This is a genomic window from Desulfothermus naphthae (genome assembly GCF_054657475.1).
Genome location: NZ_BAAHYQ010000001.1, coordinates 1,156,947 through 1,180,818 on the forward strand (window position 1 = coordinate 1,156,947; position 23,872 = coordinate 1,180,818).

29 protein-coding genes and 2 CRISPR repeat arrays (1 of these 31 running past the window's edge) are annotated in these 23,872 nt (G+C 34.2%); of the genes, 19 read left to right on the top strand and 10 right to left on the bottom strand.

The genetic code is table 11. The annotated features are described in order from the left end of the window. Positions 1 to 98 precede the first annotated feature (98 nt). Both ACYQ1E_RS05590 and ACYQ1E_RS05595 read right to left on the bottom strand, forming a co-directional pair. Positions 99 to 530 carry a hypothetical protein gene (locus ACYQ1E_RS05590; protein WP_459876320.1) on the bottom strand — a complete coding sequence of 144 codons (432 nt, stop codon included), beginning with the start codon at positions 528 to 530 and terminating at the stop codon, positions 99 to 101. A 15-nt stretch (positions 531 to 545) separates the two neighbouring features. Next, a complete protein-coding gene (locus tag ACYQ1E_RS05595; protein ID WP_459876323.1) occupies positions 546 to 1,043 on the bottom strand; it encodes a hypothetical protein in 498 nt (165 codons plus the stop codon). 92 nt (positions 1,044 to 1,135) lie between these two features. Here ACYQ1E_RS05595 and ACYQ1E_RS05600 point away from each other — a divergent pair, with 92 nt between their 5' ends. Further along, a complete protein-coding gene (locus ACYQ1E_RS05600) occupies positions 1,136 to 1,720 on the top strand; it encodes a hypothetical protein (RefSeq protein WP_459876326.1) in 585 nt (194 codons plus the stop codon). Positions 1,721 to 1,750: 30 nt separating this feature from the next. On the opposite strand, the gene ACYQ1E_RS05605 is transcribed toward ACYQ1E_RS05600, so the two are convergent. Next, positions 1,751 to 2,242, bottom strand: coding sequence for a phage regulatory CII family protein (locus ACYQ1E_RS05605; protein ID WP_459876328.1), 492 nt, complete (start codon positions 2,240 to 2,242; stop codon positions 1,751 to 1,753). Positions 2,243 to 2,325: 83 nt separating this feature from the next. Beyond that, complete coding sequence (locus ACYQ1E_RS05610; RefSeq protein WP_459876331.1) at positions 2,326 to 2,526, bottom strand: helix-turn-helix domain-containing protein; 201 nt, start codon at positions 2,524 to 2,526, stop codon at positions 2,326 to 2,328. A gap of 116 nt (positions 2,527 to 2,642) precedes the next feature. Here ACYQ1E_RS05610 and ACYQ1E_RS05615 point away from each other — a divergent pair, with 116 nt between their 5' ends. From ACYQ1E_RS05615 to darG, 3 genes are read left to right on the top strand one after another with little or no spacing between them, the layout of a single operon-like run. Then, positions 2,643 to 3,416 (top strand): XRE family transcriptional regulator, encoded by a 774-nt coding sequence (locus ACYQ1E_RS05615; protein WP_459876334.1) that lies wholly within the window; start codon positions 2,643 to 2,645, stop codon positions 3,414 to 3,416. Between the two features lie 7 nt (positions 3,417 to 3,423). Then, complete coding sequence (gene darT / locus ACYQ1E_RS05620; protein ID WP_459876336.1) at positions 3,424 to 4,065, top strand: type II toxin-antitoxin system toxin DNA ADP-ribosyl transferase DarT; 642 nt, start codon at positions 3,424 to 3,426, stop codon at positions 4,063 to 4,065. A gap of 4 nt (positions 4,066 to 4,069) precedes the next feature. Next, entirely contained in the window at positions 4,070 to 5,131 is a 1,062-nt protein-coding gene (gene darG, locus ACYQ1E_RS05625; RefSeq protein ID WP_459876339.1) for a type II toxin-antitoxin system antitoxin DNA ADP-ribosyl glycohydrolase DarG, read from the top strand. Here darG and ACYQ1E_RS05630 read toward each other — a convergent pair. Together ACYQ1E_RS05630 and dcd are read right to left on the bottom strand one after the other, a co-directional pair. After that, a complete protein-coding gene (locus tag ACYQ1E_RS05630; protein WP_459876342.1) occupies positions 5,103 to 5,519 on the bottom strand; it encodes a hypothetical protein in 417 nt (138 codons plus the stop codon). The genes darG and ACYQ1E_RS05630 overlap by 29 nt on opposite strands. Then, positions 5,509 to 6,126 carry a dCTP deaminase gene (gene dcd / locus ACYQ1E_RS05635; RefSeq protein WP_459876345.1) on the bottom strand — a complete coding sequence of 206 codons (618 nt, stop codon included), beginning with the start codon at positions 6,124 to 6,126 and terminating at the stop codon, positions 5,509 to 5,511. Before dcd ends, ACYQ1E_RS05630 begins: the two co-directional genes overlap by 11 nt. Positions 6,127 to 6,536: 410 nt before the next feature. On the opposite strand from dcd, the gene ACYQ1E_RS05640 reads away from it, so the two are divergent. From ACYQ1E_RS05640 to ACYQ1E_RS05705, 14 genes are all read left to right on the top strand, one after another. Then, positions 6,537 to 6,737, top strand: a complete 201-nt coding sequence (locus ACYQ1E_RS05640) for a hypothetical protein (RefSeq protein WP_459876348.1) — start codon at positions 6,537 to 6,539, stop codon at positions 6,735 to 6,737. Between the two features lie 11 nt (positions 6,738 to 6,748). Continuing rightward, on the top strand, positions 6,749 to 7,336 hold the full coding sequence (locus ACYQ1E_RS05645; RefSeq protein ID WP_459876351.1) for a hypothetical protein: 588 nt from the start codon (positions 6,749 to 6,751) through the stop codon (positions 7,334 to 7,336). Between the two features lie 94 nt (positions 7,337 to 7,430). Further along, positions 7,431 to 8,723: an IS1380 family transposase gene (locus tag ACYQ1E_RS05650; protein ID WP_459874805.1), complete on the top strand. Its 1,293-nt coding sequence runs from the start codon at positions 7,431 to 7,433 to the stop codon at positions 8,721 to 8,723. 386 nt (positions 8,724 to 9,109) lie between these two features. Then, positions 9,110 to 9,277, top strand: coding sequence for a hypothetical protein (locus ACYQ1E_RS05655; protein ID WP_459876353.1), 168 nt, complete (start codon positions 9,110 to 9,112; stop codon positions 9,275 to 9,277). Between the two features lie 4 nt (positions 9,278 to 9,281). After that, on the top strand, positions 9,282 to 10,145 hold the full coding sequence (locus ACYQ1E_RS05660; RefSeq protein WP_459876356.1) for a RecB family exonuclease: 864 nt from the start codon (positions 9,282 to 9,284) through the stop codon (positions 10,143 to 10,145). Positions 10,146 to 10,163: 18 nt separating this feature from the next. Continuing rightward, a complete protein-coding gene (locus tag ACYQ1E_RS05665) occupies positions 10,164 to 10,505 on the top strand; it encodes a hypothetical protein (protein WP_459876359.1) in 342 nt (113 codons plus the stop codon). Positions 10,506 to 10,511: 6 nt separating this feature from the next. Then, positions 10,512 to 10,847 carry a hypothetical protein gene (locus ACYQ1E_RS05670; RefSeq protein WP_459876362.1) on the top strand — a complete coding sequence of 112 codons (336 nt, stop codon included), beginning with the start codon at positions 10,512 to 10,514 and terminating at the stop codon, positions 10,845 to 10,847. Positions 10,848 to 11,024: 177 nt separating this feature from the next. Next, a complete protein-coding gene (locus ACYQ1E_RS05675) occupies positions 11,025 to 11,264 on the top strand; it encodes a hypothetical protein (RefSeq protein WP_459876365.1) in 240 nt (79 codons plus the stop codon). Beyond that, on the top strand, positions 11,257 to 11,838 hold the full coding sequence (locus tag ACYQ1E_RS05680) for a hypothetical protein (RefSeq protein WP_459876367.1): 582 nt from the start codon (positions 11,257 to 11,259) through the stop codon (positions 11,836 to 11,838). The genes ACYQ1E_RS05675 and ACYQ1E_RS05680 overlap by 8 nt, the downstream gene beginning before the upstream one ends. Next, positions 11,819 to 12,094, top strand: a complete 276-nt coding sequence (locus tag ACYQ1E_RS05685; RefSeq protein WP_459876370.1) for a helix-turn-helix domain-containing protein — start codon at positions 11,819 to 11,821, stop codon at positions 12,092 to 12,094. Before ACYQ1E_RS05680 ends, ACYQ1E_RS05685 begins: the two co-directional genes overlap by 20 nt. A gap of 5 nt (positions 12,095 to 12,099) precedes the next feature. Next, on the top strand, positions 12,100 to 13,128 hold the full coding sequence (locus ACYQ1E_RS05690) for a tyrosine-type recombinase/integrase (protein WP_459876372.1): 1,029 nt from the start codon (positions 12,100 to 12,102) through the stop codon (positions 13,126 to 13,128). A 259-nt stretch (positions 13,129 to 13,387) separates the two neighbouring features. After that, on the top strand, positions 13,388 to 14,683 hold the full coding sequence (locus ACYQ1E_RS05695) for an IS5 family transposase (protein WP_459876375.1): 1,296 nt from the start codon (positions 13,388 to 13,390) through the stop codon (positions 14,681 to 14,683). A 395-nt stretch (positions 14,684 to 15,078) separates the two neighbouring features. Further along, positions 15,079 to 15,531 (top strand): IS1/IS1595 family N-terminal zinc-binding domain-containing protein, encoded by a 453-nt coding sequence (locus ACYQ1E_RS05700; RefSeq protein ID WP_459874971.1) that lies wholly within the window; start codon positions 15,079 to 15,081, stop codon positions 15,529 to 15,531. Next, positions 15,438 to 15,797 (top strand): IS1 family transposase, encoded by a 360-nt coding sequence (locus ACYQ1E_RS05705; RefSeq protein ID WP_459876378.1) that lies wholly within the window; start codon positions 15,438 to 15,440, stop codon positions 15,795 to 15,797. The genes ACYQ1E_RS05700 and ACYQ1E_RS05705 overlap by 94 nt, the downstream gene beginning before the upstream one ends. Here the strand turns inward: ACYQ1E_RS05705 and ACYQ1E_RS05710 are convergent. Continuing rightward, positions 15,767 to 15,922 (bottom strand): hypothetical protein, encoded by a 156-nt coding sequence (locus tag ACYQ1E_RS05710; protein WP_459876381.1) that lies wholly within the window; start codon positions 15,920 to 15,922, stop codon positions 15,767 to 15,769. The genes ACYQ1E_RS05705 and ACYQ1E_RS05710 overlap by 31 nt on opposite strands. 91 nt (positions 15,923 to 16,013) lie before the next feature. On the opposite strand from ACYQ1E_RS05710, the gene ACYQ1E_RS05715 reads away from it, so the two are divergent. Then, positions 16,014 to 17,294 (top strand): IS3 family transposase, encoded by a 1,281-nt coding sequence (locus tag ACYQ1E_RS05715; protein WP_459876383.1) that lies wholly within the window; start codon positions 16,014 to 16,016, stop codon positions 17,292 to 17,294. Between the two features lie 231 nt (positions 17,295 to 17,525). Here the strand turns inward: ACYQ1E_RS05715 and ACYQ1E_RS05720 are convergent, their stop codons facing one another. From ACYQ1E_RS05720 to istA, 3 genes are all read right to left on the bottom strand, one after another. After that, a complete protein-coding gene (locus ACYQ1E_RS05720; RefSeq protein ID WP_459876385.1) occupies positions 17,526 to 18,236 on the bottom strand; it encodes a transposase in 711 nt (236 codons plus the stop codon). Positions 18,237 to 18,438: 202 nt separating this feature from the next. Next, positions 18,439 to 20,925: direct repeats of the CRISPR family, unit length 30 nt; unit sequence GTTTCAATTCCTCATAGGTAATGTAAAAAC. 115 nt (positions 20,926 to 21,040) lie between these two features. Continuing rightward, the gene (gene istB, locus ACYQ1E_RS05725; RefSeq protein WP_459876387.1) at positions 21,041 to 21,778 is read right to left on the bottom strand and encodes an IS21-like element helper ATPase IstB; all 738 of its coding nucleotides are present in this window, start codon (positions 21,776 to 21,778) and stop codon (positions 21,041 to 21,043) included. 14 nt (positions 21,779 to 21,792) lie between these two features. Next, positions 21,793 to 23,226 (bottom strand): IS21 family transposase, encoded by a 1,434-nt coding sequence (gene istA / locus ACYQ1E_RS05730; protein ID WP_459874997.1) that lies wholly within the window; start codon positions 23,224 to 23,226, stop codon positions 21,793 to 21,795. A gap of 154 nt (positions 23,227 to 23,380) precedes the next feature. Further along, positions 23,381 to 23,872: a CRISPR direct-repeat array (repeat unit 30 nt; unit sequence GTTTCAATTCCTCATAGGTAATGTAAAAAC) (it continues 594 nt past the right edge of the window).

The following is a 23,872-nucleotide window of genomic DNA, read 5'->3' on the forward strand; positions in this document are numbered from 1 at the left end:
TACCTCCTGATTTTTAAATTTTTTGTAAGCAAGAAAAAGTCTTCAAATACCCTTTCAAAAGCCTTCCGAAAGGCTTCCAAAAGGCTTCCAAAAGGCTTTCAAAAGGCTTCTAAAAGGCTTTCAAAAGCCTTGTCTATCTTACTTAAATTTTTAAGTAATCTTTGAAACCCTATTGAATATTTTAAAATTGGTATTAAATAGTTAATATCTTCCTGGATACTCTCAATAATATTTGAATTATAGCTTTGATACTTAGGAAAATTCGGGATAATGATATAACCTTTATCATAAAAGATTTTCCCAGCTTCCTCGAATTTTTTTAAAATCTTTCTAATTATGTCCTGTTCAAGGCCTGTATCAAATGCAATCTTTTTAAGTGGAATTTTATACACGCCTGATATTTTGACTAAAGGATTGGTTAAAAGATAAAGGAAGAGCAATTTCTCTGTTGGATCTAATTCAACAATATAATTGTCATCCCAAAAATGAGATGACACATATTTTTTTGTATAATTTGATGTGTAAGACATACTAAACTCCTTTTGTTACAAATTTTCTTTTGCTGGTTGGAAAAATTGATTTAAGATATATAATATTTGCATTTCTTTAGTCCTGAATTGCTCTTTTGCTTCTTTAATGAGTTTTTCATAAAGCTCTTGATATTCAGTAAAATCCAGAGTCACCGTTTGTCTTTCTTTATTTTCCATTATAACCTCCTCTTTTATTTGTTTTTTCTTTTTTGTATTTTTTGTGCTTCTATAAGCACATGTAGGGCATAGCCATTTATTCATATCTTTAATAACAGTGAATTGCTTACATACAGTACAAGTCCCTATTCTTTTATTAGGATTCCAACCCCATTTTTTTGCTTTATAAATTAATTCTTTTACCTTTTTCCCCATCTCACAGTTTAAGCAATACCTCTTTCCATTATTGGGATCTGCATGGAGTTGGTTATCCCTACATGCAGTGGCAGTGAGATATGCATGTAGTTTTTCGCAATAAAAACAGCGTCTTTGTTTTTCTTGTTCAATTATATCCATTCAGCTTTTCTCCATGGTTGCAATTTAAGGCCTCCTGTTGTAGAGTAAACAAAACCCCCAAAAATAATACCCCAACAGGAGACCTTCATGAGATGGATATAAAAGGAAACCCAACTAAAATGCTGGGCTCCATCCTCGACTTTCTCAAAGAAATTCTTAAAGGAGTACCAGCTATGTATATTATAACAGTTTTTTTTATATTTTCTCTTGTAGGAGCGTATCTTTTTAATGGGTCCGCTATTGGTAAGCTGTTTATAGCAGTAAGTGCATTTTGGGGTAGTATCCTGGTGATGCTCTCTCTTGATTTTATTGTTAGAAAAATCATTAATTGGAGAAAAAATTATAAGATAAAAAGATACATTCCTAACATCAAATGTGAAAAACCGCTTATTAAAATAAAAGACTCCAATTATCCCCAAATAATATGGGTAGTTTGTTATGAAAAGCCAGAATGGGAAATAGTCCCTTCTCTTCATGAGGTTCGAGGCAAACTGGACCCAAAAAGAATTAAATTCGGATTTGTTATTTGTGCTGAGTGTGGAGCGCTGTTTAAAATTGGACTTACACCAAGGGAAGATGCGGTACTGGAGTGTACCCAATGTGGTCAAAAGGTTAATGTCCTTCAGTGGTTTTCCACAATAAAAGAAATCGAAGCCGTTGCTTTGACAAAGATATGAATCAAGTTTCGTGTATTATTTTGCATATAATTATTTTAAGTCTATATACCTTTTTGATGTAGCTTGATTAGCTAATTTTCTAAGACCATCTTTTAATTTTTGGCACTGTTCAATCACATCATTTAATTCACCACGGATTTTTTGAGCTTCAGTTTGGTCGATGAGATTGTCTTCTATGGCTTCAGATACCTGCGAAGCCACATCACCCATTTCTGAGGTAAGATTGTTTACTTCTTTGAGTAGCTCTGGAATATTAGAAAAGGTAGTGCCTGGCTCTTGTGTCTCTTCATTTAATTGAGCCAGAATCCATTTTATAATGATATCGTTTCCAAGGGCCTTACAAAGGCCTGGGATTCGATGGAGTCCTGGGAAATATGAGGTTTCATTCTCTTTAAAATATTGTCTGATGCATTGATAAGGAAAACCCGTAGCCTCCGCTATCTCCTCACAGGTCTTCCCTGATTGGAGTTTAGCTAAATAAAGGGCCTGCTTTGCAGTCATAGTTTTTAAATCATATCCCATCTCATCGCTCCTTTGTTGATATATTGTTCAAAGTTTTAAAAGTGTTATTATGACTTTTAAATATATAAGGGAGAAATCGTGGATTATTCATTTGTTGAAGCTTGGGCTAAATCAAAAACAGATACTTCGCCATTAGTAAACTTATGAATCTTCACAGCCATTGGAAGAGAAGGTCTTCTTTTCCCATGTACATATCGATTAATTACTATCGGATCTAAACCACATCTTAATGCAAATTGTCTCTGGGAAATTTTGTATTTCTCAAGATATTCTTTTAAGGTCATATCGTTCCTCCTGATAGAAGGTGATTTGATTATATAATCCTTTTGGCAATATTTCAAGTCTTTTGTATATATTTTGGAATATTTACCAAAAGGCAATATTAGGGCAATAAATAATTATGATTAATTGGGATATTATTAGAAAAAGAATAAAAGAATGCTGCGAGAAAAAAGGAATAAGTTTAAGGAGTGCCTGTTTGAAAGCTGATGTGACTTATCCTAATGTCCATAGATTTGTTAGTGGTAAAAGAGCAGGAATTTCTTTAGAGGTTTTAAGTAAACTGGCAAACATTTTTGAAGTACCAGTTGGATATTTTATAGGAGAAGTTAATGCAGAAGAAATTACTGGCCGTAAACAAAATCTCACAAAAGAAGTCCACTTTGTAAAACCTAAAATTCTTTATAATGGATCTGAGAATATAGGACCTGTTGATGAGGACTATTATGCTATCCCTTTGGTTTCAGATGCTGAAGCGGGGATTTCTGGCATTATTCCTCAAGAAGAGATAAAAAGCTGGATTTTAGTTTATAGCCCTGCATTACCAGCAAGAATTAGCCAAAATTTGTTAGCCGTTAGAATCGCAGAGAATGAGTTTTCTATGGTCCCCGTTCTCCATCCAGGAGATATTATACTAGTAGATAGACAAGATTTTGTTCCAGAAGAAGGTGGCATTTACCTTGTGCGATTAGCCGAGCCAGATTGGCCTATAAGTGTAAAAAGAGTTAATTTAATTAAGAGGAATGGTCATATCCATATAGTATTTTCAAGTGATAATCCAGACAAAAAGACATATCCACCTATGATTTATGACTTTAAAGATTATGATGAAGACTTCGGAAAGGCCATAATTGGTAGAGTGGTTTGGGCGTGGAGTGACATGACGAAAAAGTAAAATCTCAATGAAAATTCCAAATAAAATTAAAATTTATCATATAATACATGTTGAAAATTTAGAAAATATCATCAAAGAAGGTTATATACTTTCCGATTACGAGATACAAAAAAGAAATAAGGAAATAACCTCTATTGGTATGGCAAAAATAAAAAAAAGAAGGTTAACAGAGCTAAAATTATCTACATATCCAGACCTGTATGTAGGACAATGTGTTCCTTTTTATTTTTGTCCAAGGTCCGTCATGCTATATATAATTTACAAAGGAAATCATCCAGAAATTAACTCGTATTGCAATCAAGAAGAAATTATTCATCTTCAAGCTGATTTTTTTAAAGTCGTTAACTATTTAAACTCCAAAAAAAGAAAATGGGTTTTCACTTTTTCTAATGCAGGATCATACCATTTTGAAGATACCAATCAGTTAGATAAGCTTAAAGACTTGAACTGGGATGCGATAAATGCTAAAGTTTGGACTAAAGTTAGAGAGGAAAAACAGGCAGAATTTTTATGCGAAGAAAAATTTGAATGGCAGCTAATAGAAAAAATTGGCGTTAAGTCTTTAAAAATTGCAAATAAGGTGAGTAATATTTTACAACATTCAAAACATAAACCTCCAATAGTAATAAAAGAGGATTGGTACTATTAGAGCCATGATACAATTTAAAAAAGGCAATATTTTAAACGAAAAAGTGGAAGCTCTTGTTAATACAGTAAATTGTGTGGGTGTAATGGGAAAAGGGATAGCCTTACAATTTAAGAAAAAATTTCCTCAAAATTATTTAGCTTATAAAAAGGCTTGTCAAGAGAAACAAGTAAAAATTGGCAAGATGTTTGTCTATAAACTTCAATTGTTTAGCAATCCTAAATATATAATCAATTTCCCCACTAAAAGACATTGGAAGGAAAAAAGCAAACTAGAATATATTAGAGCAGGCTTAAAGGATCTTGTAACAATAATAAACAAACTTAAAATAAAATCTATAGCTATCCCTCCATTGGGGTGTGGATTAGGTGGACTTGATTGGAATCTTGTAAAAGGACTTTTAGAAGAAGAATTAAAACCAATAAAAGATAAACTAGAGATTATTATATTTACTCCTCAACTAACTGACGTAACAATTTCAGTTACCAGCTCCATAAACTCAAAGCCAAAAATGACTGCTGGAAGAGCAGCTTTAATAAAATTAATAAATATATATTTAGAGGGTCTCCTTGATCCTTATATAACATTACTTGAAATTCATAAATTGATGTATTTTCTACAAGAAGCAGGTTATAATTTAAAATTAAAATTTCAAAAAGGTTATTATGGTCCTTATGCTGAAAATCTTAGACATGTATTAAATAAAATAGAAGGACATTTTATAAAAGGATATTCTGGAGATGAAAATCCCTATAACACCATTGAATTAACTCCTATGGCACTAGAAATGGCGGAAAAGATTCTTGTTAAGAATGTTGATCTTCAAAAAAAATTGAGTAAGGTTGTTAATTTGGTGGAAGGCTTTGAAAGCCCCTTTGGCTTAGAGTTGTTAGCTACGACCCACTGGGTTATAGTACATGAAAATGTCAATCCCACTGTGGAATCTGTAAGCAAGGCATTCTCTCAATGGAATTATAGAAAGAAAAAATTTACCGATAGACAAATTAAATTAGCTATTGATACTCTCAGAAGATCAAATTTTATTTTTTCCAAAGAGCTAAAACAATAGAAACTATAGTGGTAATAATAAAACCTATTGCTGAGACTTTAAAAGTTAACGACATGATTGGATAATTAAAAGCATCCTTTAAAAGGGTACCGCAAAGTGTAAGTCCAAATAGTTGGGTTGTCATTAATGTAAACTTAACCCATTTTTTCTCTTTAAGAATTTCTTGAAGTTCTTTCTTTATCTTCTCTATAAGTAATTGAGTTTCATAATAACGTGTTATTTCATTAACTCTTGCCTGGATGACTTTGCGAAATTCTCTATTATTTAAAGCTTGCTCAAATTTTTTTAAAATTTGAGGTTCTTCATTAGAAAGTCTTAACCACAGATACAAAGCAAGCGAATATTTGATAAACTCTTGAGGCTCATCTTTATCCTTATTAAAGTCCATGTTTTCTACCAATTTCTAAAAGAGGCTGAAAAATCTCGTGAATATCTATATCTTGATAGATTTTAGAATGATAACCTTTATCATCTTGATATTTTTCGTCTAGACCTTCACCATAAATTCGATGAGGTTCCTTTGTGAGGGATAAAAAGAGGATCTGGGCTATTCTTGGACTCCTACCATTTTTTAATGGTATTTTAATTGTAAATTCTGACTGATTAGTTAATAAAATAGGGCAATTCCCCTGATAGCCAGGATTAATATAAGTTGCTTGAAATGATAACCCTAATCTGGTGATACTGCTTCTTGGTAAAATTATTCCTGCAATATAAGAAGGTAAAACAAGCTTTTCATAAATAGAAATAATTATACTTTCTTTAGGTTTAAACTCAATAACATCTTTAATTTCTTTATAGACTTGATACTCTTCTGGTATCTCTTCTCCTAAGATGTATGTCTCCTCAGGGAAATTATACCTAAGAATTTTTCCTCCCAAAGTTAAATCAACTGTAGCTGGTGGAGTTCTTTCTTCTCTTGAATCAAAAGGCTCTATTATAAGTTCTCCTTGTTTAACAAGCTTGTAAACTTCAATAGTTGGTAAAAGTGTCATTTCTTTCCCTTAAAAGGCTTTTATAATGTAATTTATTTTTTATTATGTTGTTCTATTTTTCACAATTACTTCGCATTTACTTTTACCCATTTATTTTCATAAGTCAACTAGGATATTTTTTATAACCCTACCTAAAAAAACTTAAAAGACTTAGTCAGCTTATTATTTTCTTCTCTCAAGCAAGTCAACCCCACAGACAAACTAGATTTTTTGTTTTTGTATATCAATTATGGATAATAACATCTTGACAAATATAACCATTTGGTAATATATTATCTCTCAACACCGCAGCGGAACCACCTCTGGGTGACACCACGTGAAAAGCTGGGTGTAGGGGATGAGGTCAGCTCAACCGAAGGCATAGCCTCGGAAGGGCAGAGAGGTAAACCTAAAACAAAAGGAGATTAAAAATGCAAAATAAAAAGTTCAAAATCAAATTCATAGAGCCGTGGGCAAAATGTTTTGCCACGGAAATAGGAGAATTGAAGGATAATGTCTTAGAGATACCTATAGATACTTGGAACGTTATAAATACTGTTCCAACGAGTCACTTGGCTAAAAGATGGAATACACAAAATAGCTATGCAAAAGTTAAAGAGATAAGAGACTAAAAGGAGGCTTTATGTTACCAAATAAAGTAGAGGAAAACAATTCTGTCCTTCCTTCAGTAGTAAATATTGAAGATTATGCCATGCCTGTTGAGTCATTAAAGAAACAAGTCAGTTTAATTCAACAAGCTATGAAATCCGTAATGAAGAAAGATGAACATTATGGAGTGGTTCCTGGGACTAAAAAACCTACTTTGCTCAAGCCTGGAGCGGAGAAGCTGTGTCTCCTTTTCAGGCTGTCTCCAAAATACGAGATAATTAGAGAAGTGAGAACAAATGACCATATCGCTTATACTGTCAAATGTGACCTTTACCATGTCCCTTCTCAAAATTTTGTTGCCTCTGGTGTTGGTAGTTGTAACTCCAGAGAGTCCAAATACCTATATCGCTGGGAAAATACAGGAAAGTTGGTCCCTAAAAAATACTGGGAGACCAGGGATAAAGATTTGCTGGGGGGAGAGGAGTTTGAACCCAAAAAAGTGGGAGATAAATATATGATTTTCAAAAAGGTGGTAAATGAGAATCCCTGGGACCTGGATAATACTCTTATCAAAATGGCTTGTAAGAGAGCGCTGGTTGCTGCTGTATTAAATGCTACCTAAAATTTGCATCATAAGATAATGTTTAGCTTGACAATATAGTGAATTAATGGTATAAAGTGTTTCAAATAGGAAGTATGAAGGAGGCACTGATTCTATGCGTAGATTCCATGTTAAGTTCACTGAAAAAAATCTTACGGGCAACGCCGGACTGGTATTGCTGGGCCTGTTTGCTGACAAACTGAAGCTTCCCAAGATGCTTGAGCAACACATTACTATTAAGCGGGGAGCTACCGCACAGTATAAGGTTTCCGACATTATCATGATTTTGATGATGGCAGTGTTAGCTGGGGCTAAGCATATGAGCCATGTATTTATCCTAAGATCTGATTTAGCATTGAGGTCGCTTTTTAAATGGGAAAGGTTTCCTGACTATACTACCATAAATCGGGTTTTTAAGTTGTTTAATCCCCGACATTGCAATGAGCTCTCCGATGTAGAAACAAAAGTGCGCAAAAAGGTTTGGGGTAAAAAATGGTTTAGCCGCATCACTTTAGATTTGGACTCTACAGTGCGTGGGGTGTATGGGAAACAGGAAGGTGCCGAGAAGGGTTACAACCCCAAGAAGCCAGGACAAAGGGGATATCATCCGCTCCTTTGCTTTATTGCTGAGACGCGGGAATGTCTTCACAACTGGTTTAGAGCCGGAGATGCTTATTCAGCCAATGGTTGTGTAGAGTTTATGCAAGAGTGCTTTGCCAAGCTTCCAAGGAGAGTCTGGAAAATTATTGTACGTGCAGATTCCGCCTTTTTTAATGGAGAACTTTTAGACTACTTAGAAGAGGCTCATGCTTTGTACTTAATCAAGGTTAAGATGCGAGGACTCACTCAGCTTTTAGAAGCTCAGAAATGGCACAAGGTTAAAAATAGACCTGGCTATGAGAAGACCGAATTCACATACAAATGTGAGAGGTGGAAACACCCCCGCCGGTTTGTGGCCGTACGTCAAGTAATAGAGAGCAAATTTAGTTGCTTTTTTTTCAGCGTTACAAAGACTGAGTATGATTATTTTTGTTATGTAACAAATATGAACCTGAGTCCCTGGGACGTCCACAGGTATTATTGCCAACGGGGGGCCAGTGAAAACTGGATTGAGTGGTGTAAGGGACAGATGGCCTCTGGAAGCATTTTGACACAGGATTTTTGGGCCAACTCCGCCATATTCCAGACCTGTATTCTGGCTTACAATCTACTGGTTTGGATGATGTGGCTCAACGATGAAGATGGTTTTAGAGAAGAGCCCAACACAATCCGCATGTTTCTAATCCATGTTCCAGCTCGGCTGATGCATGCGGGACGACAATGGTTCCTTCGATTATCGAGGGATTATTTTTTCAAAGAACGTTGGATAAAGATAGAAAATTCCATCCGGTCATTACAATTTGCTTAATCTTTTTTTGAGAGTATCCTCCAAAATAGGATTTTGCGTAAGTCCATGTGCAGTGGTGTGCCTTTACACACCCGTAAAGAGTGCCACTGACCGCAGCTTCTACCTGAAAAAGCCTTCCAAGTCACAATGAGGGAGACATATCCTTTAACATAACAGCTCCATATCTAGGTATCTCTGTCCAGAACAATCAGTTGCTTACGATTGAACTGTAATTGCAGATTTTAGGTGCTACTGCTGCTAGTGATATATTTACTCAAGACCTAGAAGATATGGAATTGGATTTGTCTTCTCCCCAACCATCTAATCAATCCAAAACTACTTCTGAGACTAATCAATAATCTTCTCTCAAAGAAAAAAACGATAAAGTTACTCAATCGCAGTTAAAAATGATGTGGGTGCTGTTCAATAAATTAGGCATAACAAATAGGGATGAAAGACTTGCCAATGTATCAAATATAATAGGCAGAGAAATAAGCTCCTCTAATGACTTAACAAAAGAGGAGGCTAGCAGAGTGATTGAAGAACTTAAAACCGCTGAAGAGGCTATGGAGTAAAAAAATGACTAGAAAAGAGCTTATACAAGAACTCAGGCAACGGGGAATAGATAAGGTCTATGGCCGTGCTCTGTCCCGCTGCCTTAAATCAGAGCTAGAGAGTTATTATCATAGGCTCCAGGAAGAGGCAACTATGCCCCACTTATCTGTATCCCAAATAAACATGTATCTCCGTTGTGGCCTTCAGTATTTCTATCGTTATGTGATGGGTATGAAGCTCCCCCCAGCTGGAGCCATGGTATTGGGTGGTGGAGTACATAAAGTAATTGAAGAAGACTACAAAGAAAAAAAAGAAAAGGGGCAAAACAAGGCCTTATCAGAAAAGCAAGATATGTTTGTTGAAGAGTTTAAGGAAAGGATCAAAGAGGCTGAACTTAGAGAAGATGAAAAACCCGAGGAGATGGAAAAGCAGGGCGTGGGTCTTATTAAAGTCCATCATGAGGAAGTGGCTATTGCAACAGAGCCCCTGGAAGTAGAACAACCTTTTGAAATCCACTTTGAGGGCAAAGACTATTCTTTAATCGGTCGAATAGATCTGGTTACCATAGAAGGAGTAATAGACCATAAAACAGCTTCCAGAAAATTCAATCAAAATCAGGTAGAGACAGATCTACAACTGCCCATCTATAGCTTTGTAACAGGGATTAATGACGTTGGCTTTGATGTTTTAGTGAAGACCAAAAAGCCAGCAGTCCAGAAGATCAGGGCAAAATGTGATGAGGCCAAAGCTAAAAGGGTAAAAGCTTATATAGCCAAAGTGGCAGAAGCTATTGAAAGGCAGGTATTTCTCCCTGCCCAGCCAGGCTCTTGGGTATGCTCGCCCAAGTGGTGTGGGTATTGGGAAATTTGTCATAAGGATTTGGGATAAAAGATAGGAGGCTTTTGGATGGATTTTAACGAAGTTTTAAAGAAGATGAAAAAGATCCATGAAGCAAAAAATCATGATTATTCCAGAGATGGGGAGTTTGGGAATTTTAAAGAGAGTGAGAAGATAGGAATCCCTGCATGGAAAGGTGCTTTTGTGCGATTGCAGGACAAATATACCAGAGCATGTAATTTAATATCTGGAAAAGAGGCAAAAGTAAAAGATGAGAAGCTGGAAGACACCTTATTGGATTTGGCCAATTATGCAGTAATAGTTTTATGTTTGCTTAAAAATCAAACAAGAGATGATGTAGTAGGGGCAATTCATGAATTGCCCCTACGTGATGAATTAGCCAAGAGGTAAATATATATGAGTAAAGTCGTAATAGATGCAATAGAAAAAGAAATAGCAAAAAAACAGAAGCAACTGGCTAAAGTGAAGCGTGAGGTGGATATATGGATTAATGGATATAGTTATCTTGTTGAAGGCCAGATTAGTGCGATAGAAGAAGCAAAAGAAGCCAATAAGAAAGGAGATTACAAAAAAGCATTAGGGATATTAGAAACATTTCAGAAGAAGCGAGTTGAAATAATTAGAATATTACAAAAGGATAGTACAGAATTATTTGATGAGGTGTTTCGGCTAGAGAGCGAAATAAAAGAATTAGAGACTGAATTGTATCGCCTTAGAAGGGGCAATTCATGAATTGCCCCTACGTGATGAATTAGCCAAAAGATAAATATAAAGGAATCTTAATGATATGCAGAATATGTTCATCACAAATGTTTTTATGTGCATATAAAAATTTTAATTATACATGGTCAGGGTTTATCTGTCCCAATTGTGGCAGGATAGTAACCGTAAAACCAAGGAGAAATAGAGATGATCGCAGAAAAAATTTTAAACGCAATATTCGCAATAGATGCCATGGCTCATGAATTTACCCCTGAACAATGGGAAAAGATAAGACTTATTAGAGAAGAGTTAAAAGATGCCCATGTTACAGCGTTTGAGATGGAAAAGAGGATGCCAATTAATGTGATATTAAAAACAGATACGCAGATTTTAGATAAGGATATAGATAAAATGCCAGCATATATAGAGGTAGTAAGTCATGGCTAGTGTCAAGATATTAAAAAAACAATCTAAAAAACAGAAAAACAAGATACAGGGTGAATGCAAAAATACCCTGAATGTTGTGTTATCCTTTGTTGAGGTGGGAATAAATGATATTCATGAAAAATCAAAATTAAATAAAAAAGAGCAACACCAATTAAAAAAAATAAAGCGCTGGCTGAAGGAAAGCTGGGGATATATCCATTTGCCATCCTTCAGCCAGACACACAGAAAAAGAGCAGACCAAAAAATCCAGGCAATCCAAAGTATCTTAACTCATTATTGGAGTCAATCCAAAGACGATTTGGACGGTGTAGGCATTTATGCCACCATGTGGATCTTAATTTCAATGTTGGTGGATGATGCCCCAAGAATTGTTTGGGCAAAAGTTCCCAGGGAGTGGCAATATCTTCAAACCACTATAGCCACATGGACATCGCATCTTTTAAAATTGACCAAAACTCCAGACAAGGCAGAAGAGGTTGGCGGGGCAATTGCCCTGTCAGCCTGGGACGTTTTGTTGTTGCCACTAAAGAAAAAAATATCTATGGGAAAAATAAATGAACACCAAAGAAATTAAAGAAATAATCATTCAGGCTTTACAAGAAATAAATTTTGTTTGGCCTCGCTGGCTGCCAACAAAGATGGCTAGTCGTTATTCTGGTTTGTCTGAAAAGACCTTACGCAACCTTTACAAAACAGGGGATATTTACGCTACTTCTATTGGTGGAGGCAAACTTTTATTTGATAAAGAATCTATAGATCAATTTATGTTAAGAGAAAAAGCAGTAATTAACGCCCATGTTGACAAACTTAAAAAATCTCTTTTACTATAAAAAACATGAAGCTTTTTAAAAGAAAAAATGGATATTGGTATATACGTTTTGCAAGAGGCAAAGAGAAGTCTCTTAAGACTAAGGATAAAAAATTAGCGGAGAAATTATTTCGTGCACTATATAAAGAAGCACTTGAGGGAAAACTTATTTTACTAGAAAAATATCAAAAAATTACTCTCCAAAATTTTATAAAGGAATACTTGGAATATTCTGCCTCGATTAAATCCCATGCTACTTACAAAAGAGATAAAATAGCACTTAAAAAATTGTTAGATTTTTTAGGAGATATTCCATTAAAAATAATAACTCCAAAAAAAATAGAGGAATTTCATACTTTTTTGTTACGAAAAGGGCATAAGCCCTCTGGAGTAAATGTAGAAATAAGACATATTAAAGCAGCTTTTAACAAAGCAGTTTTCTGGGGATATCTTAAATCAAATCCTTATGGTAAAATAAAACTTTTAAAAGTTCCTAAACGTCCGCCTAAATTTTTAAAAGAACAAGAAATTGAGTTAATCCTAAAGTCAATAGATGACCAGAATTTTAAAGAGTTAATCATTTGTTATCTTGAAACAGGATGTAGGAGACAAGAACTTCTAAATCTTAGAAAGGAAGATGTTGACTTACAAAATGGTTTTATACGAGTTAAAGGGAAAGGGGATAAAATAAGATTAATCCCCTTGACTAAAACTGTTAAAAAAATCCTCCAAAAAAGGCTATCGACGGTAAAGGGGGAACAATTATTTTTATATCACCCAGATACAGTAACACATAAATGGATTAAGTTGATGAGAAAATTAGGATTAAATTATAGATTACATGATCTGAGACATACTACTGCCTCTTATTTGGCCATTCAAGGGATCCCTTTAAAATTTATTCAAGAATTGTTAGGACATTCCGATATTACAACAACACAAATATATGCACACTTACGACCAGAAGATTTACAGTCCGCTTTAAATATTTCTATTCTTTCAAAGTCAAAAAATGCAGGCAAAATGCAGGCATGCCCTTTAAAAATTCTTAAATAATAATAAAAATCATATTACTACGAATCCAAAGGTCGGGGGTTCAAATCCTCCCTGGCGCATCCCTCCCTTAATCAGGACTTTCCCTTTTTTAAAGAAAATTTTGTTAATTAGTCGATGCTTAAAAAATATATAATTTACTGAAAATACTTTACAAAATGTTTGTTATAATGTAATATAAACGACCAGAAAATGTTTAAAACAGGTAAAAAGGTGGTAGAAAAGAATAAAAAAATGGAAGGGAAATTATATGCAGACATGTATGCCAAAGCGTAGAATACCACATTTGATATGTGGAGATTTATTAGATTTTATTAATCCTGATGATCCTTTGATAATTTTATCTAAAAAAATTCCATGGAAAGAATTTGATAAAGCATTTGCGAGTAAATATAGTAAGCGGGGTCGTCCTGCCAAATCTACTAGATTGATGGTTGGACTTTTAATGTTAAAACACTTGTATAATTTAAGTGATGCAAAAGTAGTGCAGATGTGGACACAGAATCCATATTTTCAAGCTTTTTGTGGAGAAAGTAGATTTAGATGGTCTCCTCCATGTGCTCCATCAGAGCTTACACATTTCCGAAAACGCATAGGAGAAGATGGTGTAAAGAAAATATTTGAAATATCTGCTCAATTACATAAAGACAAAATTCAAGAAAAAGAGATAGTTGTAGATACTACAGTTCAAGAGAAAAATATTACATTTCCAACAGATACAAAGTTAATGTGTAAAATTATTTCCAAATGTAGAAAAATAGCTAAAGAAGAAGGAATAGTTTTACGTAGAAGTTTTAGAAGAGAGTTACCTGAGTTGTTAAAAAAAATAAGATTTAACAAGAGGTCAAAGGATAAGAAAAAAGTTAAAAAAGCCAGAAAAAGGATTAAGACTATAGCTGGGATATTGATTAGAGAAATAAAACGTAAATTGCCAGAAGATGTTTATCCCAAGTATGTAAAACAAATAGAACTATTTGAAAAAGTGCATTCTCAAAAGAAAAAAGATAAAAATAAAATTTATAGTCTTCATGAACCAGGAGTCTATTGCATAAGCAAAGGTAAAGAACATAAGAAATATGAATTCGGTTCAAAGGCAGCTATAGCAATGACAAAAAATAGTGGAGTAATAGTTGCTGCAGTAAATTTTGAAAGAAATCAATATGATGGTCATACATTGCCAAAAGTATTGTGTCAAACAGAGGAGATAGTAGGAAAAAGACCAGAGGTGGCCATTTGTGATAGGGGATTTAAAGGTAAAAGCAAAATAGGCTCAACAAAAATTATTATCCCAAAGAGTCCTAAAAAGAAAGCAACACCCTATCAAAAATCCAAGATGCGTAAGAGATTTAGACGAAGGGCGGCGATAGAACCAGTAATAGGCCATCTAAAATCAGATTTTCGTTTAGCCAGAAACTTTCTAAAAGGGACAATAGGAGATACAATCAATTTACTGTTGGCAGCAGCAGCTTATAACTTCAAAAAGCTGATGGATCAGCTTGCCTTTTTTTTGTTTCTTTTTATTTTTCGTCCTTTTTTTACAAAAAAATATCAAAATTAAGAGCCGATGAATGAATCTTGAGCTTAATCTAAAGTGAGTATGGAAAAAATTTTAGAATAAAATTTAATAAAAGGCTTTTTTTAAGCATCGACTACCTATGAGGAATTGAAACTACCAGTTAAAGCAGTAAGATATTATGGCGCCAGGGGTTTTTACATTACCTATGAGGAATTGAAACTTCAATCCCTTCAATTCCCTCTTCTGGTTTTGCAGCTGGTTTTTACATTACCTATGAGGAATTGAAACATAAACTAGTAACAACATTCAGACCACATATAAAAGGTTTTTACATTACCTATGAGGAATTGAAACTAAGCTTTTTGAAATAGAGAGTGTTTACATTTAGATAGAAATATAATATAAGTTATCCCAACCAAAATAATGGGAGGGAGAAAATGGTTGTATGCAAGCATTGTAATTCAACGCAAGTCGTCAAAAATGGTTTTGTTCGTAAAAAACAGCGGTATCTTTGCAAGAACTGTTCACGAACTTTTGTGATAGGAGATGCAAGGAGAAAAGAATCTCTGAAAGTAAAAAAAGCCCTTGCAGTTATTCTTTATTCTCTTGGTAAAGCATCATTTGGCTTTTTAGCTAAATTATTTGGAGTTTCTCGTTCATTGACTTACCGATGGATAAAAGAGGAAGCCGAATCACTTCCAGAACCAGTTATATCTAATGAGATAAAAGAAATAGAATTTGATGAGATGTGGCATTTTATCCAGTCAAAAAAAACAAAATATGGATTATCAAGGCGTTGGATCGTAGCAGAGGGCGAACTATTGCCTGGGTTATTGGCAATCGTGATGCTTCAACCTTCAGACGGTTACACAAAAAACTTGAACAATTGAAGGACTGTGTTTTTTATACAGATGATTGGGAAGCTTTTAAGAAGGTATTGCCGCGAGAGCGCCATATAATAGGAAAAAGAGGAACAGTAACAATAGAAAGAGATAATAGCAATACAAGACATCATCTTGGACGAATGACACGTAGGACGAAAGTTGTATCTAAAAAGGAAGAAATGGTTCATGCATCAATGAAATTATGGCATGCATTAACTGATCCTGAAATTTTTGCCCAATATCAGCAAAGATTTTTATCTATCTTTAGGTGAACACTCTCTGTTTTTTTTGACTGGATAAAATGCCACATCTCATCAAATTCTATTTCTTTTATCTCATTAGATATAACTGGTTCTGGAAGTGATTCGGCTTCCTCTTTTATCCATCGGTAAGTCAATGAACGAGAAACTCCAAATGTCTTGCCTCAGACGGAATTGGAATTTTCCTCAAAGTGTGTTAGCAAGAATTAAACTTTGAGGAGGAAAGTGATGAGTAAAAAAAGAAGACATTACACCCCAGAAAAAAAAGTGATAATTTTGAAGAAAAATTTATTGGAAAACGTGCCTGTATCGGATGTATGTGATGAATATAATATACATCCTACACTTTTTTATAGATGGCAGAAGGAATTTTTTGAAAAAGGTAGCATGGTCTTTGAAAAAGAAAAAAAGGGTCATGTTTCTAGATTAGAGAAAAAGATTGCTGCTTTAGAAGACAGACTTTCTCAAAAGAATGAAGTGTTGGCTGAGCTCATGGAAGAATATGTAAGTTTAAAAAAAAATTTTGGGGAAATTTATAAGGATATGTGGGTGGCACACGATATTAGAGATAATGTAGTGGATTTTGTTAATTATTGGTCTAAAAAAACCGAAATCAAAATCAGTAACTTTATAAGGTGGATTGGCATAGGTACAAGCAAGTTCTATGATTGGAAGAAAAGATATGGAAAGGTCAACGAGCATAACTCATGGATACCACGGGATTTCTGGCTTGAAGAGTGGGAGAAAGAGGCTATTATTAAATATTTTTTAGAACATCCCAATGAAGGCTATAGAAGATTAACCTTCATGATGATAGATGAAGATGTGGTGGCTGTTAGTCCAAGTAGTGTATATAGGGTACTTAGTAAAGAAGGATATTTACGGAGGTGGAATAATAAATCATCGAGAAAAGGAAAGGGTTTTAAGAATGCCAAAGGCCCTCACGAACACTGGCATATAGATATATCCTATTTGAATATCAGAGGGACTTTTTATTATTTGTGTAGTATTTTAGATGGTTATAGTCGATATATCGTGCATTGGGAGATAAGGGAGAAAATGAGAGAAGCAGATGTGGAGATAATACTTCAAAGGGCAAAGGAGAAATTTCCAGACAATAGTCCTCGTATAATATCTGATAACGGTCCTCAATTTATTGCAAAAGATTTTAAGGAGTTTATCCGAGTAATGGGAATGAGTCATGTACGCACTTCTCCTTATTATCCTCAGAGCAATGGAAAAATAGAGAGATGGCATCAAAGTTTAAAGAAAGAGTGTATACGGGTCCACTGCCCTATCTCCCTCAGTGATGCCAGGAGAATAGTAGGTGATTTTGTAGAATACTACAATTCTAAACGTCTTCATAGTGCCCTAGGATACATAACGCCAAAAGATAAGCTTGAAGGAAAAGATAAAGAGATATTTGAAGAACGAGATCGTAAACTTTATGAGGCTAGAGAACGTAGAAAAGTAATGCGTCAAAAGAGAAAAAAATTATGCTTAAGGTAGAATACAAAAAAATAATAGTCCCTTCGCCAGAGGTAAAGGAAGAGTCGGCGTCCCCCCGCCGTCGGCACCTTCAGAATCAACACACGAAAAAGGGGTGTCAAGGATGCGCCAAAGGCGCACCTGAAAGGCTTGTCCTTGACAACCCTTTGATGTGTGTTACAGGGACTTCTATCTTTTATACGCCTTTTGGGAAATTAAAATTAGCTTATTTTTATCCGGGAAAATTCCATTTCACGCTGAACCAAGACAATACTTGGGATAAACATCTTCTGGCAATTTACGTTTTATTTCTCTAATCAATATCCCAGCTATAGTCTTAATCCTTTTTCTGGCTTTTTTAACTTTTTTCTTATCCTTTGACCTCTTGTTAAATCTTATTTTTTTTAACAACTCAGGTAACTCTCTTCTAAAACTTCTACGTAAAACTATTCCTTCTTCTTTAGCTATTTTTCTACATTTGGAAATAATTTTACACATTAACTTTGTATCTGTTGGAAATGTAATATTTTTCTCTTGAACTGTAGTATCTACAACTATCTCTTTTTCTTGAATTTTGTCTTTATGTAATTGAGCAGATATTTCAAATATTTTCTTTACACCATCTTCTCCTATGCGTTTTCGGAAATGTGTAAGCTCTGATGGAGCACATGGAGGAGACCATCTAAATCTACTTTCTCCACAAAAAGCTTGAAAATATGGATTCTGTGTCCACATCTGCACTACTTTTGCATCACTTAAATTATACAAGTGTTTTAACATTAAAAGTCCAACCATCAATCTAGTAGATTTGGCAGGACGACCCCGCTTACTATATTTACTCGCAAATGCTTTATCAAATTCTTTCCATGGAATTTTTTTAGATAAAATTATCAAAGGATCATCAGGATTAATAAAATCTAATAAATCTCCACATATCAAATGTGGTATTCTACGCTTTGGCATACATGTCTGCATATAATTTCCCTTCCATTTTTTTATTCTTTTCTACCACCTTTTTACCTGTTTTAAACATTTTCTGGTCGTTTATATTACATTATAACAAACATTTTGTAAAGTATTTTCAGTAAATTATATATTTTTTAAGCATCGACTAGGTAATGTAAAAACTTGTCGGGTCGAGGTGAGGGAAAGGCAAGGGAGTTATGTTTCAATTCCTCATAGGTAATGTAAAAACTACGATACCACAAAGCCTTTGCTGTCTTGTATCTCTATGTTTCAATTCCTCATAGGTAATGTAAAAACGCAAAACAAGTCCTTCAACATGGACAAAACTACTAAGTTTCAATTCCTCATAGGTAATGTAAAAACAATAATCCAAGTCGTATTGGACGTCGCCACTTTCTTGTTTCAATTCCTCATAGGTAATGTAAAAACCCAAATGCCTTACAATTGGAAGGTAGTGGGAAGATTGTTTCAATTCCTCATAGGTAATGTAAAAACGCAGCAGTTGTTTGAGATGTTGATGCCTTCTGGTGGGTTTCAATTCCTCATAGGTAATGTAAAAACGACATCTTTTACCCCCAACATGACAAAAAACCGCACTTGTTTCAATTCCTCATAGGTAATGTAAAAACTTTTTACTATCAACATACTAACTCCTTATTTAAGTTGTTTCAATTCCTCATAGGTAATGTAAAAACGAAATAATAGAAACACATAGAATCACAACACTAGCCAGTTTCAATTCCTCATAGGTAATGTAAAAACTGGGAAGAATATTTTGGCAGCTCAAGCAGGGTCCCGTTTCAATTCCTCATAGGTAATGTAAAAACCTTGTGCCAAAGCGATCCTGGCTTTAAATATGGGAAGTTTCAATTCCTCATAGGTAATGTAAAAACTTTTTACTATCAACATACTAACTCCTTATTTAAGTTGTTTCAATTCCTCATAGGTAATGTAAAAACGAAATAATAGAAACACATAGAATCACAACACTAGCCAGTTTCAATTCCTCATAGGTAATGTAAAAACCTTTAATAGTTCTCCAAAAATTTTTGTGGGGATAGAGTTTCAATTCCTCATAGGTAATGTAAAAACACAGAGAGGGTTTTGTCAGAAGGATTTGTCAGTACAAGTTTCAATTCCTCATAGGTAATGTAAAAACGTGTTATGGGCTTGTTTAAAGTGTCATATTTAGCCGGTTTCAATTCCTCATAGGTAATGTAAAAACGTTAGAGATTCCGTTGTCTGATTTGGTTGCATTGTCGTTTCAATTCCTCATAGGTAATGTAAAAACACCTACCAGTAAGTAACTAACCGAACGGTAAGTAACGTTTCAATTCCTCATAGGTAATGTAAAAACTCAAGCGATGATAGAAAAACAAAACACACAATCAAAGTTTCAATTCCTCATAGGTAATGTAAAAACGGAATGTCGCTGTGCGGCAAATATAAACAAACAGAAAAGTTTCAATTCCTCATAGGTAATGTAAAAACATTTAATCTGTTGTCCTTCCGTTTGAATAATTTCAGGTTTCAATTCCTCATAGGTAATGTAAAAACTTCAAAGACGATTTGAACATAAAATAAAGCTTATTAGTTTCAATTCCTCATAGGTAATGTAAAAACAAAACTGGGAAGGGTTTGGGTATCACTACATCTTTTGTTTCAATTCCTCATAGGTAATGTAAAAACAGAGTATTATTTATCGTTTCTTTGTGGCCTATGCAAGTTTCAATTCCTCATAGGTAATGTAAAAACGGCTCTTGCTTTAATAAAGCCATGTCCACTTCATATTTAGTTTCAATTCCTCATAGGTAATGTAAAAACACGATTTACAGTTGTCGAAACTATTTGGCTGAAGAGGTTTCAATTCCTCATAGGTAATGTAAAAACATCTCATAAAGGTTTTTTAATTGTAAAAAAAAGATAGTTTCAATTCCTCATAGGTAATGTAAAAACAGGTGGAAGGCTTTCTAAAGAGCAAAAAGATTGGTGTTTCAATTCCTCATAGGTAATGTAAAAACTACGGTCTCTACAAAAAGGTTAGAATCGTCAGAGCTTGTTTCAATTCCTCATAGGTAATGTAAAAACAAAAAAAGAACAAGAATTTTTAACCCTATTAGAATAGTTTCAATTCCTCATAGGTAATGTAAAAACAAATTTTGCTATATTTATCAATCCCATTTTTTTTAAGTTTCAATTCCTCATAGGTAATGTAAAAACAAACACCAATATTCTTGGATGCATCTATACCGTATGCGTTTCAATTCCTCATAGGTAATGTAAAAACTGTAGACTCAACATGGAGCTGCTCGCCATCAGTGATGTTTCAATTCCTCATAGGTAATGTAAAAACAACCCATTGCCAAAATAACAAAACCGTCTCTGGTCAGTTTCAATTCCTCATAGGTAATGTAAAAACTGTCTTTAGATGTCCAAAAATATCTCACATTAGAGCCGTTTCAATTCCTCATAGGTAATGTAAAAACGATTTTATCTTTGATATAGCGCTTAATGTCTTTACTGTTTCAATTCCTCATAGGTAATGTAAAAACAGACATATCTTAAAAGAGTCCTGTTTAAATTTGTTAAGTTTCAATTCCTCATAGGTAATGTAAAAACGGATTTGAAGAGGCAAAGAGAACAATTTTAGATTATTGTTTCAATTCCTCATAGGTAATGTAAAAACTACAAGAGGTAATTGTTGTCTTTCTGTTGATACTAAGTTTCAATTCCTCATAGGTTGTTAAAGTCAATCAAAAATCCCCATGTTAGGGCCCTTAAAATTCCCCACCCTATTTAGACTAATTTTTAGATTTATTTAACTCCTTCATTCTATAACTTTTACCTAATATTTTTATTATATGAGAATGATGGACAATTCTATCTACAATAGCAGATGCAAGGACAGCATCGCCAAATATATTAGCCCATTCTTCAAAAGGGCGGTTAGTGGTGATTATAATAGATCCATTTTCATAACGTCTTCTAATAACTTCAAAGAATTCATCTACAGAATTTTGAGGAATTTTCTTAAACCCTATTTCATCAATTATGAGTAGGTCCACTTTAAGCAGGTCTTTTAGGACAGCATAATAAGTACCATCGCCCCTAGCAGACATAAGCTTTGAAACAATATCATTAGCATGAACAAAATAGACTTTATAGCCCTGTTTTAGGGCTTCAATTCCCAATGCATTGGCAAGATGAGTTTTCCCCACACCAGGATTTCCCATAAAAATAATATTCTTTTTTTCCTGAATAAAACGGCAAGAAGCCAAATCAAGTATTTGTTTTTTATTTAATTCTGGCTGATATGTAAAATCATAGGTTTCAATAGTTTTGGAAGTATCTAGTTTGGATTTATTTAGTCTTTTATTATAAGAATTTGAACGCCTGTTGGCATATTCATCTTCAATTAATAACTCAAGAAAATCTATATAACTTAATTGATTTTCTATGGCATACTTATTTCTAGATTCTAAAGTCTTAACAATACCGGAGAGTTTAAGATTTTGTATTTTCTTTTTTAATTGATTCATTTGAAAGCCCCCCACTAATTTCTATCATAATCTCTAAGATTATTACCATACCCGCCACCTATAGCAGATGTATCTATTTCAGCAGGAGTTTCAAATAACCCTTGTTCACAAATCTTCTTCACTGATTTAAAAGAGTAACAACCAAATTTATCTGCTCTAATGCATGCAGAATTTATTATGGAATCACTGTAATATCTACGTAAAGAAAGAACACCCTGAATAAGCCTAAGATATTCATTAGGCTTGTGGCTCTTTAAATTCTTGAAAAAAGAAACAGCACCCATGCCTATCTGACTACACTGTTGTTCATAATATTCTGAACTTCTTCGTTGTTTCCTCTTAGGTATATGTTCTTCTCTTGTTATAAAATTGCCAGTGCCTTTATCAATTGGATGGACTGCTATTTCATTATGTTCTCTATCATAGATTTTTAAAATATCTCTACCTGCTTTAATGGTTACTTCCTCACCTACATATTTATAAGGGACTGAGTAATAGTTATATCTATAAGAAACATGACCATATCTGTTAACTCGTCTGTTTTCTATTACATATGTTTCATATCTCTTTGGCGGAAGACTTATCATACAAGGCTTTTCTTTATTCTTAAACTCTTCTGCAGGTATCTTTCTCGTAGTACCGTGAATCCTCTTATTACAAGTGTTTTCCATCCATTCTTTGAGTTTTTTCCTGGCAGTTTCTAAATCTTTTGTTTCAAGAGATTTTAGAAAGTTATTTTTTACATACTTAATTGCTGATTCAACCTTGCCTTTTTCCTCAGGTCTTCTTACTTTGCAAGTAATTGGACTGCTACCATAATAAGAAAGCATGTTAGCATATTCATGCTGGATCTCAGGTTCATAAAAATTGGCCTTTAAAACACCAGATTTAAGATTATCTATCTTTACTATCTGAGGTACTGCTCCAAAGTATTCAAAAGCATTTATATGACACCTGATAAATGTAGGAACATTCTGGCTTGTTACCAATTCATAATAATCATATCTACTAAAGCTTAGCCTCATACAGAATATCCAGGTCTTGACCTTTTTCCCACCATAGTTAAAATAACCAGCATAACCAAAATCTACTTGAGCTTCTTTACCAGGTGGGGAAACTATAGGGACATAAGTATCTCTAGGGCCCTTTAGTTTCCTCACATATTTTTTCACCCCGCTATAAGAAATATCTACACCTTTTTCTGTTAGTTTCTGATGAATTAATACTCCTGAAAACCCCTTCTCAAGATAGCCAATAATCTCTTCTTTATAAGTGTCTAATTTACTTTTTCTCTTCATAACAGGAGTCTTTATTTCCCCATTTTTCACCCTATCTCGTATTTTGCGGACAGTCTTTCGGTCAATGCCAAGATCTCTAGCTATAGCTGAAATACTCTTACCGTGCTCAAGCATTGTTTTTACAGTGTAATACATAGCTACCCCCTTCATCTTTATTTCACCTCCGAATAAAATATTTTCAGAGGTGATTATCATATCAGGTGGGGAATTTTAAGGGCCTTTTCCTGGGGAATTTATTTTACCTTTGACACATAGGTAATGTAAAAACTCCTATTTCTATTGGTATGGCGTATGCAAGTAGTAGGTTTCAATTCCTCATAGGTAATGTAAAAACCCAAAATAGTATGTGGCTATATTTCAAATATAGCCCGTTTCAATTCCTCATAGGTAATGTAAAAACAACTTTCCCTGATAGTATAATCAATAGAGATTTGGAGTTTCAATTCCTCATAGGTAATGTAAAAACCTTACTGACTCCAGACTTGGATGATTTCTTGGAGTGGTTTCAATTCCTCATAGGTAATGTAAAAACTGTCCACATTCCGAGCCTACATGGAAGTATATATGATGTTTCAATTCCTCATAGGTAATGTAAAAACAATTGAAGATTTAGCTGAATAAAAGGAGATATAAAAGTTTCAATTCCTCATAGGTAATGTAAAAACTGGATGGTATTGGCCTACTGGTGTCTTTGGAGTTGGGTTTCAATTCCTCATAGGTAATGTAAAAACCTGTAGGTTGCCTGTCCTTTACATCAGGCGGTAAGGGTTTCAATTCCTCATAGGTAATGTAAAAA